The 25,015-nt window shown below is 42.5% G+C and carries 24 protein-coding genes; 9 read left to right on the top strand and 15 right to left on the bottom strand.

Going from position 1 to position 25,015, the window contains the following annotated elements; all coding sequences use genetic code 11:
- The first annotated feature begins 10 nt into the window (after positions 1–10).
- From N8A86_RS14265 to N8A86_RS14245, 5 genes are all read left to right on the top strand, one after another.
- Positions 11–979 (top strand): sugar phosphate isomerase/epimerase family protein, encoded by a 969-nt coding sequence (locus N8A86_RS14265; RefSeq protein WP_273566005.1) that lies wholly within the window; start codon positions 11–13, stop codon positions 977–979.
- A 17-nt stretch (positions 980–996) separates the two neighbouring features.
- Positions 997–1,713 carry a ribonuclease activity regulator RraA gene (locus N8A86_RS14260; protein ID WP_273566004.1) on the top strand — a complete coding sequence of 239 codons (717 nt, stop codon included), beginning with the start codon at positions 997–999 and terminating at the stop codon, positions 1,711–1,713.
- A gap of 201 nt (positions 1,714–1,914) precedes the next feature.
- Complete coding sequence (locus N8A86_RS14255; RefSeq protein WP_273566003.1) at positions 1,915–3,420, top strand: helicase HerA-like domain-containing protein; 1,506 nt, start codon at positions 1,915–1,917, stop codon at positions 3,418–3,420.
- Positions 3,421–3,425: 5 nt separating this feature from the next.
- Positions 3,426–3,977, top strand: coding sequence for a hypothetical protein (locus N8A86_RS14250; protein ID WP_273566002.1), 552 nt, complete (start codon positions 3,426–3,428; stop codon positions 3,975–3,977).
- 73 nt (positions 3,978–4,050) lie between these two features.
- Positions 4,051–5,019, top strand: a complete 969-nt coding sequence (locus N8A86_RS14245) for a YitT family protein (RefSeq protein WP_273566001.1) — start codon at positions 4,051–4,053, stop codon at positions 5,017–5,019.
- Between the two features lie 35 nt (positions 5,020–5,054).
- Here N8A86_RS14245 and N8A86_RS14240 read toward each other — a convergent pair whose 3' ends face one another.
- On the bottom strand, positions 5,055–5,492 hold the full coding sequence (locus N8A86_RS14240) for a winged helix-turn-helix transcriptional regulator (RefSeq protein WP_273566000.1): 438 nt from the start codon (positions 5,490–5,492) through the stop codon (positions 5,055–5,057).
- A gap of 90 nt (positions 5,493–5,582) precedes the next feature.
- Here N8A86_RS14240 and N8A86_RS21640 point away from each other — a divergent pair, with 90 nt between their 5' ends.
- The 3 genes from N8A86_RS21640 (at position 5,583) to N8A86_RS14230 (ending at position 6,980) form a co-directional block, all read left to right on the top strand.
- Positions 5,583–5,987 (top strand): hypothetical protein, encoded by a 405-nt coding sequence (locus N8A86_RS21640; RefSeq protein ID WP_337251619.1) that lies wholly within the window; start codon positions 5,583–5,585, stop codon positions 5,985–5,987.
- A gap of 23 nt (positions 5,988–6,010) precedes the next feature.
- Positions 6,011–6,421, top strand: a complete 411-nt coding sequence (locus N8A86_RS14235; protein WP_337251618.1) for an alpha/beta fold hydrolase — start codon at positions 6,011–6,013, stop codon at positions 6,419–6,421.
- A gap of 133 nt (positions 6,422–6,554) precedes the next feature.
- Positions 6,555–6,980, top strand: a complete 426-nt coding sequence (locus N8A86_RS14230) for a VOC family protein (RefSeq protein ID WP_273565998.1) — start codon at positions 6,555–6,557, stop codon at positions 6,978–6,980.
- Positions 6,981–7,065: 85 nt separating this feature from the next.
- On the opposite strand, the gene N8A86_RS14225 is transcribed toward N8A86_RS14230, so the two are convergent.
- The 13 genes from N8A86_RS14225 to N8A86_RS14165 all read right to left on the bottom strand — a co-directional run bounded on the left by N8A86_RS14225 (position 7,066) and on the right by N8A86_RS14165 (position 22,365).
- The gene (locus tag N8A86_RS14225) at positions 7,066–8,613 is read right to left on the bottom strand and encodes an Ig-like domain-containing protein (protein WP_273565997.1); all 1,548 of its coding nucleotides are present in this window, start codon (positions 8,611–8,613) and stop codon (positions 7,066–7,068) included.
- The gene (locus tag N8A86_RS14220) at positions 8,598–10,892 is read right to left on the bottom strand and encodes a PQQ-dependent sugar dehydrogenase (RefSeq protein ID WP_273565996.1); all 2,295 of its coding nucleotides are present in this window, start codon (positions 10,890–10,892) and stop codon (positions 8,598–8,600) included. Before N8A86_RS14220 ends, N8A86_RS14225 begins: the two co-directional genes overlap by 16 nt.
- A gap of 323 nt (positions 10,893–11,215) precedes the next feature.
- Entirely contained in the window at positions 11,216–12,187 is a 972-nt protein-coding gene (locus N8A86_RS14215; protein WP_273565995.1) for an aldo/keto reductase, read from the bottom strand.
- 6 nt (positions 12,188–12,193) lie between these two features.
- Positions 12,194–12,376 (bottom strand): hypothetical protein, encoded by a 183-nt coding sequence (locus N8A86_RS14210; RefSeq protein WP_273565994.1) that lies wholly within the window; start codon positions 12,374–12,376, stop codon positions 12,194–12,196.
- Positions 12,376–15,786 (bottom strand): HEAT repeat domain-containing protein, encoded by a 3,411-nt coding sequence (locus N8A86_RS14205; protein ID WP_273565993.1) that lies wholly within the window; start codon positions 15,784–15,786, stop codon positions 12,376–12,378. The genes N8A86_RS14210 and N8A86_RS14205 overlap by 1 nt, the downstream gene beginning before the upstream one ends.
- Positions 15,787–15,803: 17 nt before the next feature.
- Entirely contained in the window at positions 15,804–16,661 is an 858-nt protein-coding gene (locus tag N8A86_RS14200; RefSeq protein WP_273565992.1) for an alpha/beta hydrolase, read from the bottom strand.
- Positions 16,662–16,762: 101 nt separating this feature from the next.
- Complete coding sequence (locus N8A86_RS14195) at positions 16,763–18,352, bottom strand: DUF885 domain-containing protein (protein WP_273565991.1); 1,590 nt, start codon at positions 18,350–18,352, stop codon at positions 16,763–16,765.
- 143 nt (positions 18,353–18,495) lie between these two features.
- Positions 18,496–19,095: a family 43 glycosylhydrolase gene (locus N8A86_RS14190; RefSeq protein WP_273565990.1), complete on the bottom strand. Its 600-nt coding sequence runs from the start codon at positions 19,093–19,095 to the stop codon at positions 18,496–18,498.
- A complete protein-coding gene (locus N8A86_RS14185; RefSeq protein WP_273565989.1) occupies positions 19,085–19,543 on the bottom strand; it encodes a family 43 glycosylhydrolase in 459 nt (152 codons plus the stop codon). Before N8A86_RS14185 ends, N8A86_RS14190 begins: the two co-directional genes overlap by 11 nt.
- A gap of 22 nt (positions 19,544–19,565) precedes the next feature.
- Positions 19,566–20,186, bottom strand: a complete 621-nt coding sequence (locus N8A86_RS14180) for a DUF2306 domain-containing protein (RefSeq protein ID WP_273565988.1) — start codon at positions 20,184–20,186, stop codon at positions 19,566–19,568.
- A gap of 55 nt (positions 20,187–20,241) precedes the next feature.
- Positions 20,242–20,613, bottom strand: a complete 372-nt coding sequence (locus N8A86_RS14175; RefSeq protein WP_273565987.1) for a VOC family protein — start codon at positions 20,611–20,613, stop codon at positions 20,242–20,244.
- 19 nt (positions 20,614–20,632) lie between these two features.
- Positions 20,633–21,976, bottom strand: coding sequence for an alpha/beta hydrolase-fold protein (locus N8A86_RS14170; protein WP_273565986.1), 1,344 nt, complete (start codon positions 21,974–21,976; stop codon positions 20,633–20,635).
- Positions 21,901–22,365 (bottom strand): hypothetical protein, encoded by a 465-nt coding sequence (locus N8A86_RS14165; RefSeq protein WP_273565985.1) that lies wholly within the window; start codon positions 22,363–22,365, stop codon positions 21,901–21,903. The genes N8A86_RS14170 and N8A86_RS14165 overlap by 76 nt, the downstream gene beginning before the upstream one ends.
- A 270-nt stretch (positions 22,366–22,635) precedes the next feature.
- On the opposite strand from N8A86_RS14165, the gene N8A86_RS14160 reads away from it, so the two are divergent.
- Positions 22,636–22,785, top strand: a complete 150-nt coding sequence (locus N8A86_RS14160; protein WP_273565984.1) for a hypothetical protein — start codon at positions 22,636–22,638, stop codon at positions 22,783–22,785.
- A gap of 46 nt (positions 22,786–22,831) precedes the next feature.
- Here the strand turns inward: N8A86_RS14160 and N8A86_RS14155 are convergent, their stop codons facing one another.
- Entirely contained in the window at positions 22,832–24,880 is a 2,049-nt protein-coding gene (locus tag N8A86_RS14155) for a M13 family metallopeptidase (protein WP_273565983.1), read from the bottom strand.
- Between the last annotated feature and the right edge of the window lie 135 nt (positions 24,881–25,015).

The following is a 25,015-nucleotide window of genomic DNA, read 5'->3' as shown; positions in this document are numbered from 1 at the left end:
GCATAATACTATGAAAGAAACCAAAAAAATGATAACAAGGAGAAACTTTACGAAGTTATCCGCCGCAGCTATCGGAAGTGTCCCTTTAATGGGATTTAGCAACTCGCTATTCAATGCAGTTACAACACCGAATGATGCTATTTCGGTAAGCTTGTTCTCGAAACACCTGCAATTTCTTGATTATAATGAAATGGCGGCAGCGGCGGCAGAAATAGGGTTCGACGGGTTGGATTTGACGGTTAGGCCTGAAGGACATGTTTTGCCCGAAAGGGTGGTCGATGATTTACCTAAAGCGGTTGCCGCGATGAAGAAATATGGCATCACCCCGGGATTGATGACAACGAACGTTTGGGATGTGAACGATACGGAACAAAAAACGGTTCTACAAACGGCAAGTATGTCGGGATTTACACATTATCGTACCGGATGGCTAAAATATCCGGAAGATAGAACGATAGCAGAAAGTCAAGCTATTTACGGGCAACAGGCTGCAGCGTTGGAAACACTAAATAAAGATTTAGGAATCATTGGATGCTATCAAAACCACGCCGGAAACCATGTAGGTGCCCCTATTTGGGATCTGCCTCCCATTTTAGAAGCCACCAACAATGAACATATCGGCGCACAATATGATATCAGACACGCAGTTGTTGAAGGAGGAAACAGCTGGGAATTGGGTTTACGACATATAAAACCTTTCATAAAATCTATAGTAATCAAAGACTTCAAATGGGGACAGGTCGATGGACAATGGAAACCTGTCAACACGCCATTAGGGGAAGGAATGGTAGATTTTAACCGCTACTTTTCCTTATTGAAAAAATACGAAATTAATGTGCCTTTTTCCTTGCATTTGGAATATGAATTGGGCGGTGCGGAACATGGAGACTCGGAAATAACAATCGATAAAAAGGAAGTTTTCAATCAAATGAAAAAGGACTTGAATTTCCTAAGAGATGCTTGGCAAAGAGCGGAATAACATTACAAAAAAAACTTATGTCTTCACTATCAGAAAGCACTAGAGCAAAGCTCAAAGCAATAAGTACCGCTACCGTGGCAACTTGCCTGTTCAAAAAGGGATTGAAAAATCAATTTATACAGGGAGTTATTCCTCTTAAAAAAGGCAAACCAACCATGGTTGGGGAAGCTTTTACGCTTCGATATATTCCTGCACGCGAAGATTTGAATCCGATTACGGTTTTCAAAGATAAAAACCATCCGCAACGGGTGGCGGTCGAAACCTGTCCCGAAGGTTCAGTACTCGTCATGGATAGCAGAAAAGATGCCCGGGCCGCCTCTGCAGGCTCTATATTGGCGACACGATTAATGGTTAGAGGGGCCGCTGGCATTGTGACTGACGGTGGATTCCGTGATTCGGCAGAGATAGCCACCTTAGGTTTTCCATCATATCATAACAGACCTTCTGCACCTACCAATTTGACCTTGCATCAAGCCATTGCCATCAATGAACCCATTGCATGTGGTGATGTTGCTGTTTTTCCTGGAGATATTATTCTTGGAGACGATGACGGAATAATGGTCATTCCTGCTCATTTAGCCGATGAAGTTGCCGACGAATGCACCGCGATGACCTTGTTCGAGGAATTTGCGATGGAACAAGTTCAGACGGGAAAATCGATTGTGGGGTTATATCCTCTTACGGATGAGAAAATCCGAAGCGAGTTTGATATGTGGAAGAAAAATCGCGAATAAGAGTCAAGTCGACCTCCGCCTTGGACAAGACCGGGAAGCCTAAGTCCATATTTTTACCTAATAGGACGGTTAAGTTTATAGCATCGTTAATTTTTGACAATTCAAAATACAACTTAGAAGTATTTCTTTTATTCGAAAATACTGCCGAGCATCTCCTTTTCTATTGCCAAAAATCCCCTATTTTTATCAAAACTATCCAAAATGAGTACCCAAGAAGATTTTTTTGCCCATATCGAGAAGGGTTATACCACCAAAGGTGATTTTATCACGCTTGGAGCGGCCATGCTGAATGAAGAGGCAATTACGAATGCCTTCGTAAAGATTCCCCTAAAAACCTTGAACCGCCACGGCCTGATCGCAGGTGCTACCGGAACAGGAAAAACAAAGACCTTGCAGGTACTCGCCGAAAATTTATCGGATAAGGGCATTCCCGTATTACTCATGGATTTAAAAGGAGATTTGAGCGGTATTGCCGAACTAAGTCCCGGACATCCGAAAATCGATGAGCGTCATGCCAAAATCGGACTACCTTTCGAAGCCAAAAGTTTTCCGGTAGAAATTCTTTCCCTATCCGAACAAGATGGTGTCAAATTGCGGGCCACAGTTTCTGAATTCGGGCCCATTCTATTGTCACGAATCTTAGATCTTTCAGAAACCCAAGAAGGTATTGTCGCAGTTGTTTTCAAATATTGTGACGACAACAAACTCCCCTTGTTGGACCTTAAGGATTTTAAAAAAGTGTTACAGTATGCCACAGGAGCTGGAAAAGAAGAGTTCACCAAAGATTATGGTAGAATTTCAACAAGTTCTACGGGAACCATCCTCCGAAAAATCATTGAATTGGAACAACAGGGTGCCGACCTGTTTTTTGGCGAAAAATCCTTCGAAGTAGATGACCTCACGCGAATCGATGAGAATGGTCGGGGCTACATCAATATTATCCGATTGACCGATATACAAGATAGGCCAAAATTATTCTCTACGTTCATGTTGAGTCTTCTGGCAGAGATTTATTCCACTTTTCCTGAGCAGGGGGATAGTGATAAACCCGAGCTAATTCTTTTCATAGACGAGGCACACCTTATATTCAACCAGGCGTCAAAGGCTTTATTAGAGCAAATCGAGAGTATTGTGAAGTTGATCCGTTCCAAAGGTATCGGACTGTATTTTGTAACTCAAAACCCTACCGATGTGCCAAATGCCGTTTTATCTCAATTAGGACTAAAAGTGCAGCATGCCTTACGCGCTTTTACCGCACGAGACAGAAAAGCCATTAAATTAACGGCCGAAAACTATCCGATTTCTGAATACTATGATACTAAAGAAGTGCTCACTTCATTGGGTATCGGAGAGGCACTAGTTTCCGCCTTGGATGAAAAAGGAAGACCGACTCCCCTTGCGGCTACCTTACTGAGGGCGCCCATGAGTCGTATGGACGTGCTGACCGACAGCGAACTAAAAGAAGTCATCGACAACTCAAAACTGGTCAAAAAATACGGTGAGGTCATCGATAGGGAAAGTGCCTATGAAATGCTCAACGAAAAAATCGAGAAAGCCGAAAAAGAAGCCGAAAAAGAAAAATCGAAATCAACAACGCGAAGAACGTCCAGTCGTAGAAGTACACGACAAAATCCCGTGATAAAAGTGTTGACCAGTGCCACTTTTATTAGAGGGGTCTTGGGTGTTCTGAAAAAAGTGATGCGCTAAAAGCTATGAGAAAAATTCTGATTTTAAGTTTTACGATACTACTGTTCTTTGGTTGTAAGGAAGAGGTGGACACTACCTTTTTAATTACCAATACTAGTATCGGAAAATTGGATAAAATAAGTTTGGCACGCGATCTAGAAATTATCTATGCCGAAGATTCCATTGTAAAGGACACAACGGTCATCAATCTATCGAACAATGCGAAAAAAGTGAGGGTCTATGAAAAGGGAGGAAAACATTTGTTGACCCTAACACCTAGTTCAGACAGTATTCCCACCATTGAAAACGTGAAAATAGAGGATATCCGCTTCGTCACTGAAAAAGGGGTCGGCTTGAACAGCACTTTTAAGGATATCAAAGACAATTATGCCATCCGCAAAATAATTACCTCAATGAACAATGTGGTAATTTTACTCAAGGATAGCGATATGTACTTTACCATCGATAAGAAAGAACTGCCATCGAGCCTACAATATGGCTCAAGTCGAAACATTGAGGCGGTCCAGATTCCAGATAAGGCCAAAATCAAGTACTTAATGGTTGGTTGGGGGGAATAGCCCAAAAACTACATTCCATCATTTATGCTTACCTTTTCGTTTCTTATTTCCATATCGATAACAAGTAAAAGTTATGAACCCACTACTACAATATTTACTTGTACAGCGCGCCAAAGAAAAACTAAAGACCGAGAAGGGAAGTGAAAAAATCAGTAAAAAACAGCTTGTTAAAGAAATCAGGACTGGACAGGTTGAGTTCGCTCATGCAATAAAAGAAATTCTTTTCATTACCATCGGAATCTTTGCTGCGGGCTTCGGATTGAAGGGCTTTTTACTTCCCAATAATTTCATAGATGGAGGCGCAACGGGAGTATCATTATTGATAAGGGTTACTTCAAGTATTCCGTTAGGCATATTACTTATTCTGGTAAACACTCCCTTTATATTACTTGGTGCAAGAACCATTGGCAAGAAGTTCGCCATCAAAAGTATTATCGCCATTATTATTCTTGCTCTTGTAGTTCACTTTGTGCACTATCCGACCATTACCGATGACAAGCTATTAATTGCGGTATTCGGCGGTTTTTTTCTCGGTTTAGGCATCGGTATGGCAATGCGGGGCGGCGGTGTTATAGACGGAACGGAAGTGCTAGCCATCTACCTTAGTCGAAAATGGCACATGACGGTTGGCGATGTGCTGCTATTGATAAATATCGTAATTTTCTCGGCAGGTGCTTATTTACTATCCATAGAAACGGCGCTCTATGCTATTCTTACCTACTTGGTAGCGGCAAAAACAGTGGATTATGTCGTAGATGGTGTCGAAGAATATATGGGTATTACCATCATCTCAAACAAGAGTGAGGAAATACGGGTAATGCTGACCACAAAACTAGGTCGGGCCTGTACCATTTATCAAGGGCGTGGAGGTTATGCCAAAAATGGGGTAGAAGGAATTTCCAATGATATCATTTATACCGTAATAACAAGATTAGAAATTGCCAAATTGAGTACGGAAATAGACAAAATAGATAAAAAGGCCTTTATCGTAATGAACGTTGTGAAAGATATCAAAGGGGGCATGATCAAAAAAAGCCTTTGAAAGAATAAGTGTGGCAATATTTACTTTGGAAAGACTTAACTCCGTTTTTTGGTTTTATACTGGGCGCGATTGGCCAGCACACAATCCTTGTACGTTTGAGCCCATTCAGTGAGTTCGATCAGCTTTTGTAGATAAGAATGCCCGAAATCGGAAAGTCCATATTCTACTCGTATGGGTACTTCGGGGTACATGGTCCGTATTAAATACCCATCACCTTCCAGTTGCTTTAATCTTTCGCTCAATACCTTATTGGATATTCCGTACACCTTTTTTTTAAGTTCATTAAAACGTAAAATCGGATAATAACCCAGATGCATGATAATCAAGATGCTCCATTTGTCGGAAGCCATAGCCATAACGTCTCGAATGGGGCATGCCAATGTCATATCTTTAAGGTTGACATGACCAAACATTTTATTTAATTTTTTCTTGGCGTTAAGCCTTTGATGCTCAGTAATAGTTTCTATTTCCATACCTTGTGCGACTTTTGAAACCCTGCTCGAATTATAAATAAATTCTTAATTTTGGTATTAATTAAAGAGTAAGTTACAAAAAGTAACCTGATGAAAAAAGCAATCGCAAAATTGATTCCTCTCGGTTATGGTCATTACTACAATGTGCTTTCGCTATTCGCACCGAAAAAAACCGCTGAAAGGGCCTTCTATCTTTTCTGTACGATTCGAAAAGGAAAAGTTTTGCCGCAACAAAAAGAATATTTGGATGCGGTCAAACATGAAATGCTTCATATCGGAGAACATCACATCCAAACGTATTCTTGGCCGGGAAAGGGAAAAACCGTACTCTTGGTTCATGGATGGGAAAGCAATACCTTCCGTTGGCGGAATTTAATAGAAAAATTCAAGGAAAAAATTTTAACATCCTTGCCTTCGATGCGCCTGGTCATGGGTATTCATCAGGAAAATATCTTTACGTTCCGTTATATGCGGAAATCTTACAACATCTCATAAAGGAATACCGACCCGATTTTTTAGTGGGCCATTCGGTCGCAGGAATGACCATGCATTATAATGAGCATCGTAATCAAAATCGCGATATTCAAAAAATCGTGACGGTCGCCTCCCCCTCCGAGTTTCACGAAATCATGGAACATTTTCAGAACATCTTGAAATTCAACGGTCGCGTCATGCGTGCCTTGGACGATTACGTTCTGGAACGTTTCGGATTCCGTATCCGTGAATTTTCAACCTCGGAGTACGCAAAGACAAATACCAAAAAAGGACTACTCTTTCACGACAGATTGGACAAAATTACACCCTATCACGCTTCGGTTAAAGTACAGGCCAATTGGAAGGGAAGTACACTTATCAGCACCGAAGGTTTCGGGCACTCTATGCACCAAGACGAGGTGAACGATGAAATTGTTGATTTTTTAGAGTCATAGTAAAGAAGTATTTTTAAAGACTGTCATGTTGAGCCTTTCGACTTCGCCCAAGATATACTAATGTCGAAATGCCTGTAAGGCTAAAAGCCCTTCGACTGGGCTCAGGGTGACAATTAAAATTAATAAGAATATCATGCAAAACGTAACGCCTTTCCATATTGCCATTCCCGTTCACAATTTGGCCGAATGCAGAACATTCTATCGCGAAGTGTTGAATTGTGAAGAAGGTCGAAGTAGCGACCATTGGGTCGATTTCAATCTCTTTGGTCATCAATTGGTCATACATTATAAACCAAAGGTAGAAAGCGAAGGTCTGCATCACAACCCTGTTGACGGGCACGATGTTCCGGTACCCCATTACGGTGTGGTCTTACCTTGGGAAACATTCCAATCGTTTTCAGAAGAGCTTAAATCAAAAGGCATTAAGTTCATCATCGAGCCCTATATCCGTTTCGAAGGTCAGGTAGGCGAACAGGCCACAATGTTTTTTTTAGACCCGGCCGGAAATGCTCTGGAATTCAAGGCGTTCAAGGATATGGGGCAATTATTCGCAAAGTAATGCAATTGCCTTCATTTATTTGGTGCTAGATGTTCTCTTATATTTCTTAAAGAACATTCCTTTTATGACAAGGGAGAGCTGTCAATTATTTATTAACGATAAAGGCCTTAGCCTCTCTATTACCACCCGATTCAAAGGTGATATAATAAACCCCATTGGACAATGATGCAACATCTATCACCTCAAACTCTCCATGTTCTTCATTAAAGACCCGTTCTGCCAATTTCTGGCGCAGACTGTTAAAAAGCATGACCCTTACTTCATTTGATTGATATGCAGTCAATTCAATATTTAGTTGGCCCTGTGTTGGGTTTGGATAGATAATCGAAGTTAGGTCGGCATTCTCCAATTTTTCAACGGTTACCAATGTAGTATCGGTAAAACTACCGTCAATCGTCGTGACAGTGATTGAGACCGTGCCTTCAGAAACGGCAGTTACATTTCCGTCAGTATCCACTGTAGCTATGCTTTGGTCGCTAGTGGACCAAACTACTTGAGTATTGTTGGCATTGACAGGAGATATCGTGGCGTTCAAGGTTATGGTTTCCCCCTCATACAACGTAGCTGTAGCAAGAGAAATACTTACCCCGCTTACATGAACCCTACTATTATCTACTATAATCGTCGCTGTAGCACTGAAGCCACCATCATTTGTTGTCACTGTTATCGAAGCTGTACCTTCAGATACGGCTATAACATGTCCGTTGTTATCAACCGTGGCCACACTTTCATCACTGGAAGACCATACCACGGAATCGTCTTCAGCATTTGAAGGGGCTATCGTAACAGATAAATTTGTGGTCTCGCCCTCTGAGAGTGTTGCCGTGGCATGAGAAAGGCTAACACCACTTACATGCACTATTGCATTTTGCACATTTACCTCGCGCGTTGCCGCGAAACCGCCATCATCGGTAATAACCGTTATTGTGGCCGTACCTTCAGATACGGCAATTACATGGCCATTCGCATCGACCGTGGCTATATTCTCGTCAGTGGTGCTCCAAGTTACCGCGGTATTACTCGCATTAGTTGGACTTATCAACGCTACCAAATCTGCACTTTCACCTACGTTCAATATTAGCTCACCGGCCGAAAGGGCAACACCTGAAACCGCAATACTACCCAAACTCGCAAATCTCCACTTCATAAAATCCGAGCCATCGTTCAAATAGGTCTTTATGCTGGCACCGTTCTGTACTGAGTTATTCTCCACCCCTAAATACAAACCATTGGACTTACTTTTAATGGCATACTCATCATTGCCCAAATATTCGATAGCCCATTGTTGATTCGCATTACCATGGTAAGGATACTGCAAGACATTTGTGCCCGAACTTTGCCCATCGCCCTCTACATCCAAATAATTACCGCTTTCGGCCTTGATTGTAAAGAAACTGATATCTGTGGACTCGAACATAAATTGTTGGCTTGTAGCAGCACTTAAATCAGACTGTACGATATCGGCCAAAGGTTCTATTGAAGAATTGTAAACATCCATTACTTTTCCGCTTCCTACGTTGGTCACTTGATAAATTCCGGGCTGAATACTAGTTGATGGTACATTGGTATCCAATTGATTGATCCATTCCCTAATTAGAATAACGGCCTTTTCATCCACTAAATTTTTAGCCAAGGAGGCATCATTATCGTAGTATTCACTGAATTTGTCCTATGGTATAAAATAGATTGGGATGCATCACCAGGTACTATTATTTTCTCTCCTGGTATACCTATAGGAGTATTGGTGCCAGCTGTCAAAAGACCTGTTTGTTCCAGAGTGTTGAACAACCTTAGGTCGAACTGTGCCCTTTCACCGGATCTACCTGGTCGATGACAATATGCGCAGTTAAGGTCCAAATAGGAACGGGCCCTCTCATCGAGGGTCGCATTCAAATCGTCCATTGCCTTATGGGTTTGATATTGAGTAGCTTTGGTATCATCGATACTTTCATCCAAAATACCCAAATAGCTCAAGGTGACCAATTGGTTTGCGTTGATACCTGTTTTATCATAGGTGAAATCTTTATTAAGATACCGGGTTCTGGGACCCAGAGTACCGCCAGTGTCATGACAGGCAAAACACTCCGGGCTATTCGGGTAGTGCCATGTTTGAACCCGGGTACTTCCGTCAGCCTGGGTTACCGTTACCTGTTCATCCAGGCTACCTTCTAAAAGAACTGCATCGGTACCCTCTTCATTCCACTTGTATACCAGATAATAGTAAGACCCATCATCCCCCTTGATGACGAATCTGGTTTCCAATCGTTTTACAACTGAAGGATCGTTCTCATCTATGGGTAGTTCCAAATGTTTTACTAGTACTGACCCGACCGGAAACTTCCAATCACCGTTCTCGGAAAACTCAATTTGTTCCTCCGGGGTATCATGCGTGCCATCATTAGGTACCGCCATCCAACGATTTTTCAATGCGCCATCCGACCAAAAGGCCTCGGTCATGTCATAAGGTATTACCCCATCATTGGGTGTCAAGGTCTCTAAATTTTGAAAAATCCCAGTTTGGGACAAAAGCTGGGGAACCTCGCCAAAACTACCTGAATTTTGGGTAAGTCTATATAAGAAGACTCCATCACCCTCACTCAATAAATACAATTCCCCATTATGATCCTCTCCAAATGATATTATATCGGTCGGAGAAAATTGGGTCAAAAATTCATACTCGCCCGTGGTAGTATCGACCGCCCATATTTCTTCGCCTACACCATAATCAGCACATATATATTTACCATAAAAATCTGGCATTTCATTACCCCTATACACAAAACCACCAATAATCGCATTAGCATCGGTACGAGGGAAAGCGACCAAGGGATGTTCATGGGCCATATTATTGTACATTTCAGTGCACTGACTAGAACCGCCTGCTATGTTACCTTCGAATATAGGCCATCCGTAATTCTTCCCTCTTGAGACCACATTGATTTCTTCATGGGTATTCTCGCCGATTTCACCGATATACATCGTGCCAGTCGACCGGTCTTTGGTCATTCTATGGGGATTTCTATGACCTAGCGTGTAATACTCCTCAAAATTATCCCCTGTTGCACTCAAAAATGGGTTGTCATTCGGGATGAAATACCCTTCCCCGGAAATCTCATCGGCAAAACGTGTATCTTCCGGCATTCTTCGTATAGGCGCATGGCTCCTTGTTACATCCATATCTACATCGATTCGTAGCACGCCCCCATCTAGATTACCTACAATATCTTGGGGCTTACTGTACGCACATTGGTCGGCGGTAGCCACATACAAAAATCCGTCATCGCCAAAGACCATTCCGCCGCCCCTATGTGTAGATCCATACATTCTCATCTTTATCATGGTAAATTCCGAACCCGGCACCATGACATAGGTGGTTGGGTCTACTTCTATTCTTTTCAAATAGAGAAAACTGCCCCAATAATCTTCAAGATTACACCCGAAGCCACTCAGAAACGAATCGGGGTAATGCCTTCCCTGTGCATCTTTAGAGGTATACCATACATACATATAGTTTTTACCCTGCTGACCAAAATCAGGATGTAAGGCCAGCCCTAAAAAACCGCCGTCCCATACGATGCCAACATCTTCAGAAAGATCAGCCAATAGGTTCTTACCGTTTACCGCGTCATCATTTTGAAATGAATAGACAATCCCATTGCGTTGCCCTACGACCAATACATTGGTGTTAGGTATCGGAGTAAATGTTAGTGGTGAATCGAAACTGAGGTTCGGAAACGCAATTCTATAAGGCTTCTGAGTCGGGGTTTGACTTGGAAATATCCCATTCACGAACTTGCCAATCGGCTCAGGAGATGTTAAGCCGGGACCGGCAAAAAATGGGATAAAGGATAGAAGAGCTACAGCTATACCAAAAATGAAAAGCCGTATAAGGTGGGGTTTACTTTTTCTCATCAGTTCGATTTAAAAAGATTATATAGCTTATATCTAAGCTTCAGCCCCCAAAATTACCTTCATCTCGAAAGATTCAAAATGACTTTTATCATTTTCAGTACTTTTTTGGCGCCATTATGCCTTTTTTAGACAAAACACAAAAAACATCGCTGTAATACACTAAATGAACCTGTCCTAATTTCCGGATGACTCGTTAACACAATTTGAAATTTAGGCAGTGAAGGTATAGATGTATAAAATGACAGCCATTATTTTTAAAAACATAATGGATCAATCGAGGTAAAAAACTAGAACATTAAGAAAAATGTTCATTATTATATGACTTACTGCGACCAAGACGTAGGCTTCCGATCCCAACGATGATTTTTCAGTTCTTGATGTAATGCTGGGGAAAGCCCTTTGCCATCACTGATGGCGGTATTGACCAACACATTCCGCGCTTTTCGCATACCGGGAATCATTGTAGCGACAGATTTGTTCATGGTTATAAATCGCAGTGCCATTTCGGCCATGGTCATCCCCTCGGGAATCAAGGGTCGCAAGGCATCGGCATGCTCGACACTTGAATTCAGGTTCTCGGGGACAAAATAGGTGCCTCGCCAATCCCCTTCCGGAAAAGTGGTTTCCTTAGTTATTGTACCGGTCAGGGTGCCTTCATCAAAAGGTACCCGTGCAATTACCCCAATATCCATTTCATCACACAAAGGAAAAAGTTCATCTTCGGGATTCTGGTCGAAAATATTATATATGACCTGAACGGCATCCAATTTTCCGGTCTTCAAGGCTTTGATTCCGTTTTCGGGCTCCCAGCGATTGACGCTGATGCCCATTGCGGCAACCTTTCCCGACCGCTTTAAATCTTCGATGGCACGCTGCCATTCCTCACGATCGCTCCAACCATCGTCCCAAGTATGGAACTGCATCAAATCGATTTGTTCCAAGCCTAAATTTTTCAAGGTCTTTTCGGTGTATTCCATCACATGTGAAGTAGGGTACGAATCCTCGAAGGTATAATCAGGTTTTGCAGGCCATTGAAAATTTTTAGGAGGAATCTTACTAGCCGTATATAATTTTTTATCAGGATGTCTTCGCACCAGTTGCCCCAATAATTCTTCGCTATGACCCTCACCATATCCCCAAGCGGTATCGAAAAAATTCACCCCGTTTTCAACCGCCAGATCTAACGACTTTGCTGACTGGGCATCATCAGATTCCGTCCACCCGGCCATACCCCACATTCCATAACCTACCTCACTGACCTTCCAATTTGTTCTTCCGAATCTTCGGTATTTCATTATTTCTTACCTTTTGATGAATTTATCCCTCACAACAATATATACTGCATATAGCAAACCGAAAACGACCCCGTTCCGGGTTTTTTCCAGAATCATTTTTTGGCTGAAATCCCCCTCTATAATCAAGGCGATAATTATGAATAAGGTAACAGCCACCAACGCTTGAATAACGACTTTTTTTATACTCATCAACTATCTTTTCTCTTAAGATTGGCCAGAAATTCGATGACATCCCTAATCTCACGCTTTGACATTGCACTCCCCATCGGTGGCATGCTTGACATTGAATTTTCTACATTCTTGATTCGCTCCTTTGCAATTTCCATGGGTTCGGCATCGGTGGTGCGCAGAATCAATTCACGATATGTTTCCTCCATAAGTACGCCGGTAGCAACCTGCCCGTCTTTAAAAGTCACCGTAACGGTACCGTAGCCAGGCGCCAATCTTTTACTTGGATCTATCAACGCCTCCAGTAGTTGTTCCCTGCTCAGAACATTTCCGATATTGTCCAATTCTGGACCGACTATGCCCCCGGAACCTCCGACGGAATGGCAGCGTACGCACTGACCTGTCGAATTATTATTGAAGAACCGCCAGCCTTGTCGCAAATTACCGCCTTCCAAGGTTTCTTTAAATGCCTCGAAAGTATTTCCCGTAGCTTTTAAGGGGGCCAGTTCCGCGGCCAACTTTTCCGACCCTGATGCCTCGACGGCCTCGATCAGGTCTAAAATTACCGCCGACGGAAGTTTTTTCGATTTGGCCTTCACTATCATTTGACCGAGTACCGATTCTGTCTTGTCCAAAGGCATTTCACCAAGAACGCCCATCATTTTTTGCTGCTCACGAATCGAGCCTTTTACAAAAACCGGATTCACAATGGCCGGAAGGTCTTTCGCATCCAGCTCCAATTCAGGAAGTAGACCAAGAGCCGTAGTACGCACTTCAAAATCGGAATCTTTCATTCCCGCCTGCATAGCCGATTCGATGTTCTCGTAATTCAATTTCCCCAATGCATCCAACATGGCAGAACGAACACTGGGTGATTTATGCGTTTCCATGATCTTGCGCAATTTATCATTTTGTGAGTCAACACCCAAGGCACTTAGCGTCTTGGAAACTGCAACCAATATGTTTTCATCAGACTCTAGTAAAAATTCGGGAATCAATCCTTCAATCTTTTGTTTTATCGGTGCCGCGTCTCTTTTTATTTCCCCACGATATCGACCATCAACACGATCTAAGACCGATGGTGACGCCCATGTGCCGATAGCGGCCAAAGCTTCCCCTTTTAAATTTGAAGGAACATCTTGCCGTTTGGCAAAGGCGATCAGGTTGTTCAATTCCTCTTCACCACCCACGCGAAGGGCGGCATTGATGCTTCTTCGCAATAGCGGCTCAGAAGAAAAACGTTCTTCGTTCAATAACGAGGCGAGTGCCGGTAAAGCTGCCTCAATCGACCAATCATCATTGATAGCACGAGCAGCCTCGGTAACGATATATTCATCCTCATCCTTTAAGAACCGGCCCACTTCGGGGCTCTGCATTCTTCTAAGTACCAAAACGGCCGCAATGCGAAGGCTGCGATTCGGGTTACCCTCTAAAGCTACTATGGGGGCCTCCTCACCAATTCTTGAAAGGGCCAATACCGCAGCATGTCTCAAATAGACATCGGTATCACTATTGGCGGCAATCATGTCCAATAAGGGTTGTACGGCTTCTTTATATTGAATTCTTCCCAAGGCTTGTGCGGCAAAAAATTTCACACGTGGATTGTTGTTTTTCAACAAGGGAATGAGCTCAGCGGCTGCATCGACAAATTTTACATCGCCTATAATCTTAGCCGATTGAGCGATGATTTCAGAATCAGTATCCTTCAGATAACCAATCAATGCTTCGGCACGATTCAAATCTTTACTTGCGAGCTGGCCTATGCCCCAAATACTGTGAATCTTTGCAAATTGATCGCTGGATGTTTCCAATGTTTCTTTGAAGGAAGTAAAACCTTTACGGCCTCGATTCACCAATTCAAATTGGGCCTTTTGACGAATACGCATATCAGGATACGCCAACAATTTCACTAGGTCATCGGCCGATTGATCGGAATAATCCAAGGTTATCAAATGTTCGGTTTGCTTTCGTTCGGAAGCTAAATCGTTTTTATCGTCGGTCACATCGAACTTCCAGACCCTACCGTAGTTTTTTGTTCCCCAACCATTGATCCAATCGGCGGCGTACAATGCCCCATCGGGGCCAAAACGCATTCCGGTCGGTAAAATACCGCTGACTACATCTGTCTCCGCTTCTAGTTCAAATGAAGCGCCTTTTGGTTTGAGACTGAAAGACCAGATGTGCGAGTTGGTAGGATTTCCAACAAATTCGACCAAGAAGAACTTGTCTACCCAATCCTTACCCAAAGCAGTGCCTGGGTTATAAACCATACCCGTGGGACCATTATGAAAATTCTGAATCGGAGGAATAATATACGCCGCCTGACCTTCCCATCTTGGAACATACAGCTTTTCATCCATCCAAACATTATAGCCGTTATTCATGGGATCCGTATATTTTCCATATTGCCAGTTTGCTCGCCAGCCCGCATCGTGCCCCTCGACAATATGTACCAAACGTTCGCTTTCGCCACGGTGATCCCCATCATTATCGGAAGAAATAATATTTCCATAGGCATCGAATACAAATTCGTGCGTATTTCTTAATCCTGCCGCAAAAATCTCAAAATCACTCCCATCGGGATTGGCTCTTACGATGATGCCCTGATTCGGATATTTGTAATTCGTACCATCTTTTGTGATGTTCGCACCGATATCTCCGATACCCCAGTAAATCTTTCCGTCTGGACCTTCGATTGCTCCTGACATACCATGCGCCCCGAACCCGATGTGCACGGCAAAGCCATGGGCCAATGATGTTTTTGTATCCAATACCTCATCATCGTTCGTATCGGTTAGGCGCCACATATCGGGACCCACACCAACGAATACATCATTGTCACGAACCAAGAGTGCCCCGGCACAATCGGTAATCTCTTCATTAAAGTCGTTCAATATTCTTGTGGATGTTTCAGCAAGACCATCTTTGTTTTTATCGTCCAATCGCCAAACTTCTTCCTTTTCGACCCGTAAATCTTTCCAATCGTGAATGGAATCGTTGTTCAAATCGGGTAACCAAGAATTTTCCTCACTTTTTTCAGGCGCAAAGGTCTCGTGCAAAAAGGCACGACGGTCTTTTACGGATTGAAAGGAAATGGAGGGCGTCATCCAATCGCGATACCCTCGAATATCAAATTCCGAATTCTTTTGGCGGTTAGTACGGGTTAGATATATACTTCCTTCATTATCGATCGACATCGCAATGGGATCGGGTGCCAACGAATCGGATGCCCAGAGTGACATGGTCAACCCCTTGGTCAAGACGGCAGGAGTATTTTCACGTATTTCTTTGGCCCTTTCAAGACCCGTTAAGGAATCTTCATAAATAACCAAAGGTGTTTCTTTGGGGAGTTTAGGGGTACTGTCACATGAAAAAATCATCGTGAAAAATACCAGAACCGAAATTGGCAATAATCTACTTTTTAATCTCATTATATTGAATTATGATTTTAATTTTGATGGAAAGCGTCGGAAACAAAACCTAATACCGTAGGAAGGGCATCGCGCCAGTAGGCCCAACTATGGCCTCCATCTCGTACGCGATATTCATGGGGAATTTCTTTTTTCTTCATGGCGATATGCACAAGACTATTCCCTTCATATAGAAAATCATCATCGCCACAGTCAATGTACCAGCGAACGGACTTTGTTTTTTCAACGGGAACGCTTTCAATCAAATTCAGTGCATTGTAATTTTCCATATAGGTTTTAATCTCGGCATCGGAATATTTTTCACCCCTTCTCTTACCTTGCGCTTTCATCGCCTCGATGGTCAATGGCCCTACATAGGCACTTAATGGGCAAGCCGACGAAAATAGTTCAGGATGCCGCAAGGCGTACATAAAAGAACCCCCGCCACCCATGGAGAGTCCTGCAACGGCACGGTATCTTTTTTCTCCTTTAATACGATATTTCTGCTCAACATGGGGCATCAGTTCTTCGAAGAAGAAATCTTCATACTTCCAATCGCCCACGTTAAAATATCCCATACGACGGGTGTCGGCATCGGGCATGACAATGATCATTGGTGTGGCCGTACCATCTTTAATACCATTATCGGCAATGCGTAATACCTCGCCAAATTGCACCCAACCGGTATGATCATCTGTAGCACCGTGCAGAAGATATAACACCGGATAACTGCGCTCCGAAGTTTCGTAGTCGGGGGGAAGGTAGACCGCATATTTGCGTTCGCTATCGAGAATTTTGCTCGTCATCGATAGATTGTCGAAAACCTTGCCGGATTGTGCAAAAGCGGTACAGATAGTGACCAGAGCGAACCATACTAGTAAGACATTTTTTTTCATCGGAATCAGCGGTTGATTAAAAGTGCCTACAAGATAGGAAAAGCCGATTGAAATTATATGGCCATTAACGAAATCCATTCTTTTCCCTTATGTGCGTTACCCTAACTCCCAAGTTCGAACAGTAGAGATTCTTCCATTAATTTGGGTGGCATATTACCTAACTTCAATAGTTTCTCATGAAAATCTGATAGTGTGAACCCATCGCCCATTTTTTGACGGTACAATTCACGGATTCTAAGTATTTCACTCATGCCCATAAAATACCCGATAAAATAACCTGGGCTTCTAGCTGCCGAATCGATTTCCAATTGGGCCGCCCACCGAAGAAAACCCACCTTATCGGTCATCATCGAAATGGCCTCTTCGTACGACATCTTGCCCGTATGCATTCCGACATCGTAAACCACACGGGCATTGCGCCATAAACGCAATTGCAACTGCCGTAAGTGAATCCGTTTATTCGGAAAAAATCCCGTCTCCGACATGAGTTGCTCATTATAGAGCCCCCAACCTTCGCTAAATAAAGAAAGTCCATTCTCACGACGAATTTTTCTTGGGTTGTGCATCTGGTATAGCCCTTGCACATGATGACCGCCGTAGGCTTCATGAGGTGCGGTTACTATGATGACTCCCCAGTCATGTTCTACCAAATATTCTTGTTTGGTTTTTTCGTCCCACTGATCCTCAAATGGATTGATCATCCATTGCGCCATGAAAATACTATCTTGGTCTTTACCTTGAGCCCTTGAAAAATTACCGTAATACGATGTCTTTCTCAAATACTCGGCCCTTGGCACCACCGCTACCCTTTCGTTCCAAGGAATAGGAATCAACTTTTTGTTCAGAATATGTGCTTTGGAACTATCGACCCAAAGTTGATGTGCATCGACCATTTTATGCGGCTCAGGATAATCGTTCTTGATTTCGATGGCCAATTGTTGCCACGTTTTGGTCGGGTCGATTTCTTTCGCCAAGATTTCGAGTTCGGCTACCGTTTCATCGAATTTCATTTTCCCATATTCCCAAAGGGTTTCATGGGTATAATCCAATAGAAATTCCTCCTTGAGCATTTGGTTGTATGTTTCGGTACCCATGGCAAAATTTGATTTCGGTCCTTCGGCCAATTTTTCACCTAGGAATTCTATATAACTGTCCAGGGATTTTTGCGCTTCACGGATAAGTGGCATTAACGCATTCTCATAATCTGTGCGTGCGACAAAATCAGGAAGGTCATGGTTAAAAAGTTTTTGGGAATTTTCGGCCATGAAAAGGGCCAATTCTTGAAATCTTGGAACATATTGAGTGATTTGTTCCTGTCCGTTCTTCAATTGTTTTGGCACCAAGGTCAAGCGCTCTTTCAGCTTTTCCATTTTCTCTTCTAGATTATCTGGGCCCTCGACTATATTGCCCAAGGTTCTGAACTGCATATATACCCTGGGGTCTCGTTTCCACGATTGGTGCCGCGATTGTCGTATCTCGTTTCCCCTAAGAATGCTGTGTGCGAACCGCCAATCAATTTTATCCTCAAAATCCAATCCGTTGGTATCGATGGCCAAAAGCTGGGCCAACATATCTGTGGTATAGGCCAACTCCTTTGAAAAAGATGCTTCGCTCAAATCATCAATGGCAGCAGCATCGCTCGAAGTATCGAAATTTTCCATAAAATTTTGAAAACTTCCAGTAGTCTCCAATATTTGCGGTTTTTGTTTGCAAGTTATCGTAAGAAAAATTATGCAAACAATCATCAATTTTTTCATGGTATAGCGGTTTGGTTTATCCATAAAAATATAAGAATATATTCACTTTATCGAAACGGTTTAAGCTATGAAATCTTCTATTGCTGTATTATCCCTACCCCTTCAAAAGTCATCTTCACCGGTTTGATAGTTCCATCTTCGTTGAATTCCATATAGTCTAGGCACGTAACACGATGATCGCGATCTTCGTTGGGGATTGGGCGTCTATGATAGACCATAATCCATGTATCAGTGTTAGGCACATTGATTACCGAATGGTGCCCAGCTCCATTAGCGATGTCACCTTCTTTTGATTCTAAAACAGTGCCGATCCGTTCAAACGGTCCGGTGGCCTTATCCGCCATGGCATAGGCCACTTTGTAGGTGCCATCGCCCCAACTGCCCTCGGACCACATAAAATAATAGATGCCTTTTCGCAGGAACATAAAAGGACCTTCTACATAGTTTTCGGGAGTTATTTCTTTGAATAGGTTGCCATCTTCCCACGGAATAAATCCGGTAAAATCATCTTTTAATTTTCCAAGATTACAATGGCTCCATCCTCCGTAGAAGAAATAGTGGGTGCCATCAACATCCTTGAATACAAATTGATCGATGGGTTGGGCATTGTTATAAAAATCTGAAATCAAGGGTTTGTCCAAATAATCTTCAAAAGGCCCACCGGGATTATCTGCCACTGCTACCCCGATACCCCCCGAAGTGGTTGATATCGTTGTTCGGATTATACGAATCGCGACCGGGCCTTTGAATATCGTTCGCACCAAAAAACAAATAATACTTACCTACTTTCTCGATAATTGAAGGTGCCCATAGCGCCTGCCGCAACCATTTTATCTTGGTCGTGTCCAAGATACGTTCATGCTTCTGCCAGTTGACTAAGTCTTTTGATGAAAACGCATCAAAATGTAACTGTTTATCGTAATCATCGGAGTACGTGGGGTATATCCAATATTCATCACCAAAAACAGCACCTTCAGGGTCGGCGTACCAACCTTCGGAAATGGGATTTCCAGATTTTTGTATCTCTGTGGTGGAAGTGATGGTCGGCTCTTCTTTTTTCTTTTGCTCTTTACAGCTTGAAATAAAAACCAGAATTATAAGGACAATGTTCAAATGATATTTCATATACTAAAAATTGATTTTGTTTCTACCCTAAAGTTAATCCTTTTCTATGCACCCATACATAGGCAAAAATGATATTTGGCACCCAACAGAGCCAAGCTACCAATCGGTACGCGATGATGAAATCGCCAAAGGCAAAACTCAAAAGCGGGAGCCATATTCGCAAGGTTACGGCAGCAAAACAAGCAGCATAGCTATAGATCATGAGACCTTGGTGCAATTGTAAGTCTCCTTTGCGGACGGCGAAATATGCCTTTGTAGTTGTATATAACCAAATGAGGCCAAGACTTATAAACCCAAAAGAGGAAATTAGTCCTCCGGTAGCATAAAATCCGATATAGACACCGCAAAGGCCACTTATAACGGCCGAAACCACATAAACTTTCCCGATATTTCGATGACGCTCAAGGTTTGCATTTCGCAACTTCTTGCTGAATTGGATCCAGCCAATCAATAGGGCAAGGCCACCAAAAAGTATATGGCCGTAGAACCCAATATTCCAAACTATATTCGATAATAGCGATTCATTTTTCGAAGCCAATAGCCCGAATTCACGATCGATAAAAAGGTATAGCAATGGGTATAACCCAACCGAAATGGCGAGAACCACAAAAACCACCCAAGCTACTCTGTTAGTAGTATTCATAATCTATAATATTGGTAATGAGAGGATAGGGAACCCATAATTCTCCTTGCTAGCCTCAAACATGCTGATCGATTAATATCATATTTCCATCGGGATCTGTAATTACTACGCTAGCAGGGCCCGTGGTACTTTGGTCAGCCTCGCGAATCAAATCGATACTATGGTCTTTCAAGCTTTTTTGAATCTCACGTACATCGTCAAATTCATTTAGCGTTTTGGCACTTTGATCCCAACCCGGGTTAAAGGTCAAAATATTGTTCTCGAACATGCCCTGAAAAAGTCCGACCAAAGAATCTTCATTTTTCATAATCAAGTAATTCTGTTCTTTGTTTCCCGCAAATACCGCGAAGCCCAACTTTTCATAAAAGTCTTTTGATACCTGCAGGTCTTTTACTGCGAGGCTGATTGAAAATGCTCCAAGTTTCATGTTTTATATTTTATGTTATTTATCGATACCTCCAACTCGTCAAATCCGCCCCCTTGGGCGCACTTTCTGCAATACGTTTCATAATCTTTGGCACATACATACTATTATATCGCAAACGGCTGATAGCATTGGGTTGGTCGGGGTCTCCGTTCCAGCAATGTTCGGCACGGTCGCCATAAAGAACTTCTCCCCCATAATAAGGATCTGTAGTACTCTCCAAAAAGTCTTCCATCAAATAGACGGCATTGTTGAGATAATAATTGTCCATGTCGCCACAATAGATATGGATTTTACCTTTTAGATTTTCGCCAAGTTTGTTCCAATCGCGTTCTAGAATATGTTTTAGATCGTAATTCTCTTTCCAATATTCTGCTACTTTGTGGTCAATATCACCGGACATTTTATCCCAAATTCGAACCGGGTAGCCATCTTCCCCTTGGGGAGAATAGGTAGCTTCCCAAATATCCCATTGTTGGCCCGATCTTGATTTGTCTCCTAAAACCAATTCAAGATGGTTACTCTCACGAACGGTCGATTGAATCTGCCCTAGATAGTCGCGATGGCTAGGTACTTCCAAGGTTTTATGTGCACTATCATAATAGTACGCATTTACATCCTCATAAATATTGGTAAGGCAATAGGCCCTGAAATCGATGGGATCCGGGCAGGCGGCAAAACATCCGTTGTACTCTTCAGGATATTTGACCTGAACCGCCAAAGCTTCCCAACCGCCGGTGGAGCCGCCATATAAAAAACGGGACCACCCTTCACCCATACCACGAAATTGTTTTTCAATCTCGGGGATAAGTTCATAGGTTATCGCATCACCATACGGTCCTTGACTAGCCGAGTTTACTGCGTAAGAATCATCATAATAAGGTGTCGGGTGTTGAATTTCAATAATCAACATTCTCGGAAAATCAGGTTCATTCCAACGTTTGTAAAAATCATAGGCCTCTTGTTGTTGAATAATGTTATATCCATCAAGGCTAAAACGTTCGGAATATTCGGGCTCCATATTAGGATCTGGAGGGGTAGTTCGAAATCCTCCAAAATCCGATGGAAAATGACCATGAAAAACCATCAACGGGTATTTCGCTTCGGGATGTTCTTTAAAACCCTTCGGCAGCAACACATGGGCACCAAGGTACATATCACGGCCCCAGAATTCGGACAGTTTTTCTGATTTAATTTTAATATGCTTGATCCATTCCGTATCCTCTGGCTCTTCGATAGGAGGAATGACCTGATCCATAACTACATCCACACTCTGGATCCCATCTTCTGTTATCTTGATTTTAAAAGGTTTACTGTACAGATTTCCAGGAGAACGATTCCACTGTTGACCCTCACCATTATCCATGGGAAGTTTGACTGTCTGCCCTGTTGAAAGATTGAATGTCTCGTACACATGTAGTAGCGCTTGAACATTGTATTCTCCGGGGGTACTTCCGCAAGGTTTGGATAAGGAAATCCGAAAATTTCATCGTTAAAGGTTTTGGTTTCTCCGGCAGCCATGCCATCGACATTCATTCCGAAAATAAGTTGTGTGTTGAGTCCATCATTGATTTGAAATCGGGGTTCGGCCGCATCATTATTGGAAAGCATCAACAGTAAGCGGCCATCTTTGGCTTCAGAACTTGCAGAATCAGAAAAAGAAACATGTATTGAGAAGTCGTTTTTCTTATTTTCTTTTTGACATCCTACGAAATAAAAAAGGATAAGTACGGAAAGCGGAAACAGACTTTTCATAGGGTTGGATATTTGATGAAAAGTTAGGCAATTTCCGGTGAGAATCAAAAGACGATCATCTTTTAAAGATTTTGTAAAAATGCCCCAAACCATTCTTTGCTACTTCGACAGCACTTCGACAGGCTCAGTGTGACAGCTCAGTTTGACAGTCTATTATGGCACCTCATGGTAATATCCCCAAGGAGCCACTTACCTATATAACAAATAGCGAATTCAAACGTTATGGAATTGTAACGTTTTAGGTAACGACACCTACTAAAATTACCCGTTATGAAAAAATTGGTTTGTCTTGGAGTTCTGTTCTTCGCCATTATCGGAATGGGCAGTTGCAGTTATGATGACAGTAATGATATCGATATTATTATTCCCGGGGATAGTACACAGGGACATCTTATCGATACGAACGAAATCAAAACATAAAAAAACCCGTAGTTTCACGGGTTTTTTAACTTCTATACTAGTTCAATTACCAAATCTTAACCCGCTTTTCGGGGGCAAGATAGAGTGCATCACCTTCCTTGATATTGAAAGCCTCATAAAACTCAGGAATATTTCGGACTACGCCGTTTACCCTAAAATCTCTTGGGGAATGTGGATCCGAACTCACCTGAACCCGAAGCGCCTCCTTACGTGATTTTCCGTTCCAGCCTTGCGCCCAACCAATAAAAACGCGTTGGGTGGCAGTGAAGCCATCCATCATAGGGGCTTCCTTACCATTCAGTGACATTCTGTAGGCCTTTAGGGCTATGCTCAAACCACCAAGATCACCAATATTTTCACCTAGGGTAAACTCACCATTGACCTTCACATCAGGCAATACCTGAAACTCGTTATATTGGGCAATAAGAGAATTGGTTCTTTTTTTGAATTCTTCCTTATCTTGATCGGTCCACCAATTACGCATGGCACCATTACCATCGAAAGTGCTACCGGTATCATCAAAACCATGACCAATTTCATGCCCGATGACCGCTCCGATCGTACCATAGTTCACGGCGTCTTCTGCATTCATATCGAAGAAAGGTGGTTGCAAAATGGCTGCTGGGAAAACAATCTCGTTCATGGTAGGATTGTAGTAGGCATTTACGGTCTGCGGATTCATGGCCCACTCATCTTTATCGATCGGCTGACCCAATTTACCCAGTTCACGGTTGTACTCCATCTCAGCGATACGCCTCATATTGGCATAAAGATCATCGACGGTTATTTCTACGTAATATTCCTTCCACTTGTCAGGATATCCTATTTTAGGAGTAAACTTGCTCAATTTATCCAAAGCCTCAACTTTGGTCGCTTCGCTCATCCAATCCAATTCTTTAATACTGACTTCATAGGCCTTCAATAAATTATCTACCAATACTTCCATTCGCTCTTTGGCCTCTGGCGGAAAGTGTTTTTTTACGTATACCTTGCCGATTACCTCACCCAAACTACCACTGACCGTTGAAACACCTCTTCTCCATAAAGGTCTCTGTTCTTGGGTACCTCTTAATTCTTTGCTATAAAACTCGAAATTCTGCCGATCCAAAGCGGCATTCAACCGGGATGCGTTACCATCGATAACACTCCATGTGAGATATGTCTTCCAGGTGGCCAAATCGGTTTCCTGAATAATACCATTAAGCGCCTTGGTGTAGTCCATCATTAAAACGCCTAACTTTTCTTGGGTATCAAGACCGACTTCCTTCAAATAACCATCCCAATTAAAATCTGGCATAACTTCGGGAAGTGTACTGACATCGAGCATATTATAAAGGCTTACCAAATCACGTGTCTTTTCTTTTTCGAGGTGTTGCTCGGCCAATTTGGTCTCCAAAACCATAACCGTGGTTGCGGCTGAAGTACCATCGGGAAGTCCAGCCAAATCGAACATTTTAGCAATATGTTCTACATACTTCGATTTGATTTCTTCGGAGCGCTCATCCGTCTTAAGGTAGTATTCCCTATCTGGAAGACCCAAACCACTCTGCCACATATAGACGGTGTATATCTCAGGATTCTTAAAATCTTGATACACAAAAAGCCCCATAGGAACATTGATATTATATCGATTGGCGTAACCAAAATACGTGGCCAATTCGTCATAATTTGAAATAGCGTCTATTTTTTCAAATTCAGATTTCAATGGCACTACACCTATCTCATTTCGCTTGTCCATATTCATGTAGGAAGCATATAGATCTCCGACTTTTTGTTCATCAGAACCTGCTTCAAATTTACCTGAGGCCGAGGCTTCGATAATTTCCTTGACCTTATCTTCCGATTCTTCATGAAGTATCGTTCCGATACCGTATGACGATTTATCGGCCGGTATTTCGGTGTTATCCATCCACTTACCGTTGACGTATTTGGTGAAATTATCCCCCGGTTTTACCGAGAGATCCATATTTTCAAGTATGATACCTGACTGTAATTCTTTTTCGAAGGCCACAGGAGCATCTTCTTGTGCAAATGTGCTGAAGCTCGTGACCAAAATTGATAAGGCAAGCACCTGAAGTTTTACTAGTTTTTTCATTTTCTGAATTAAATGTCTATTCGGTTTGACCTTACTTAAGTCGATTTGTTACAAGATCAGTGTTAAAATTTGGAAGAAGTTCAATGTACGGATTTATTATATAGGTAAGGAAAAGTCCTTGCATATTAGTACATA

It is taken from the genome of Maribacter halichondriae (assembly GCF_027474825.1).
In the GTDB taxonomy this organism is placed as follows: Bacteria; Bacteroidota; Bacteroidia; order Flavobacteriales; family Flavobacteriaceae; genus Meishania; species Meishania halichondriae.
This window is presented reverse-complemented; position numbering and strand designations above follow the sequence as displayed.

Excerpts from the sequence above, each read along its gene's own strand:
- N8A86_RS14265 (WP_273566005.1), top strand. The coding sequence starts at position 11 with ATGAAAGAAACCAAAAAAATGATAACAAGGAGAAACTTTACGAAGTTA.
- N8A86_RS14260 (WP_273566004.1), top strand. The coding sequence starts at position 997 with ATGTCTTCACTATCAGAAAGCACTAGAGCAAAGCTCAAAGCAATAAGT.
- N8A86_RS14255 (WP_273566003.1), top strand. The coding sequence starts at position 1,915 with ATGAGTACCCAAGAAGATTTTTTTGCCCATATCGAGAAGGGTTATACC.
- N8A86_RS14250 (WP_273566002.1), top strand. The coding sequence starts at position 3,426 with ATGAGAAAAATTCTGATTTTAAGTTTTACGATACTACTGTTCTTTGGT.
- N8A86_RS14245 (WP_273566001.1), top strand. The coding sequence starts at position 4,051 with ATGAACCCACTACTACAATATTTACTTGTACAGCGCGCCAAAGAAAAA.
- N8A86_RS14240 (WP_273566000.1), bottom strand. The coding sequence starts at position 5,492 with ATGGAAATAGAAACTATTACTGAGCATCAAAGGCTTAACGCCAAGAAA.
- N8A86_RS21640 (WP_337251619.1), top strand. The coding sequence starts at position 5,583 with ATGAAAAAAGCAATCGCAAAATTGATTCCTCTCGGTTATGGTCATTAC.
- N8A86_RS14230 (WP_273565998.1), top strand. The coding sequence starts at position 6,555 with ATGCAAAACGTAACGCCTTTCCATATTGCCATTCCCGTTCACAATTTG.
- N8A86_RS14220 (WP_273565996.1), bottom strand. The coding sequence starts at position 10,892 with ATGAGAAAAAGTAAACCCCACCTTATACGGCTTTTCATTTTTGGTATA.
- N8A86_RS14215 (WP_273565995.1), bottom strand. The coding sequence starts at position 12,187 with ATGAAATACCGAAGATTCGGAAGAACAAATTGGAAGGTCAGTGAGGTA.
- N8A86_RS14210 (WP_273565994.1), bottom strand. The coding sequence starts at position 12,376 with ATGAGTATAAAAAAAGTCGTTATTCAAGCGTTGGTGGCTGTTACCTTA.
- N8A86_RS14205 (WP_273565993.1), bottom strand. The coding sequence starts at position 15,786 with ATGAGATTAAAAAGTAGATTATTGCCAATTTCGGTTCTGGTATTTTTC.
- N8A86_RS14200 (WP_273565992.1), bottom strand. The coding sequence starts at position 16,661 with ATGAAAAAAAATGTCTTACTAGTATGGTTCGCTCTGGTCACTATCTGT.
- N8A86_RS14185 (WP_273565989.1), bottom strand. The coding sequence starts at position 19,543 with ATGAAATATCATTTGAACATTGTCCTTATAATTCTGGTTTTTATTTCA.
- N8A86_RS14180 (WP_273565988.1), bottom strand. The coding sequence starts at position 20,186 with ATGAATACTACTAACAGAGTAGCTTGGGTGGTTTTTGTGGTTCTCGCC.
- N8A86_RS14175 (WP_273565987.1), bottom strand. The coding sequence starts at position 20,613 with ATGAAACTTGGAGCATTTTCAATCAGCCTCGCAGTAAAAGACCTGCAG.
- N8A86_RS14170 (WP_273565986.1), bottom strand. The coding sequence starts at position 21,976 with ATGGATAATGGTGAGGGTCAACAGTGGAATCGTTCTCCTGGAAATCTG.
- N8A86_RS14165 (WP_273565985.1), bottom strand. The coding sequence starts at position 22,365 with ATGAAAAGTCTGTTTCCGCTTTCCGTACTTATCCTTTTTTATTTCGTA.
- N8A86_RS14160 (WP_273565984.1), top strand. The coding sequence starts at position 22,636 with ATGAAAAAATTGGTTTGTCTTGGAGTTCTGTTCTTCGCCATTATCGGA.
- N8A86_RS14155 (WP_273565983.1), bottom strand. The coding sequence starts at position 24,880 with ATGAAAAAACTAGTAAAACTTCAGGTGCTTGCCTTATCAATTTTGGTC.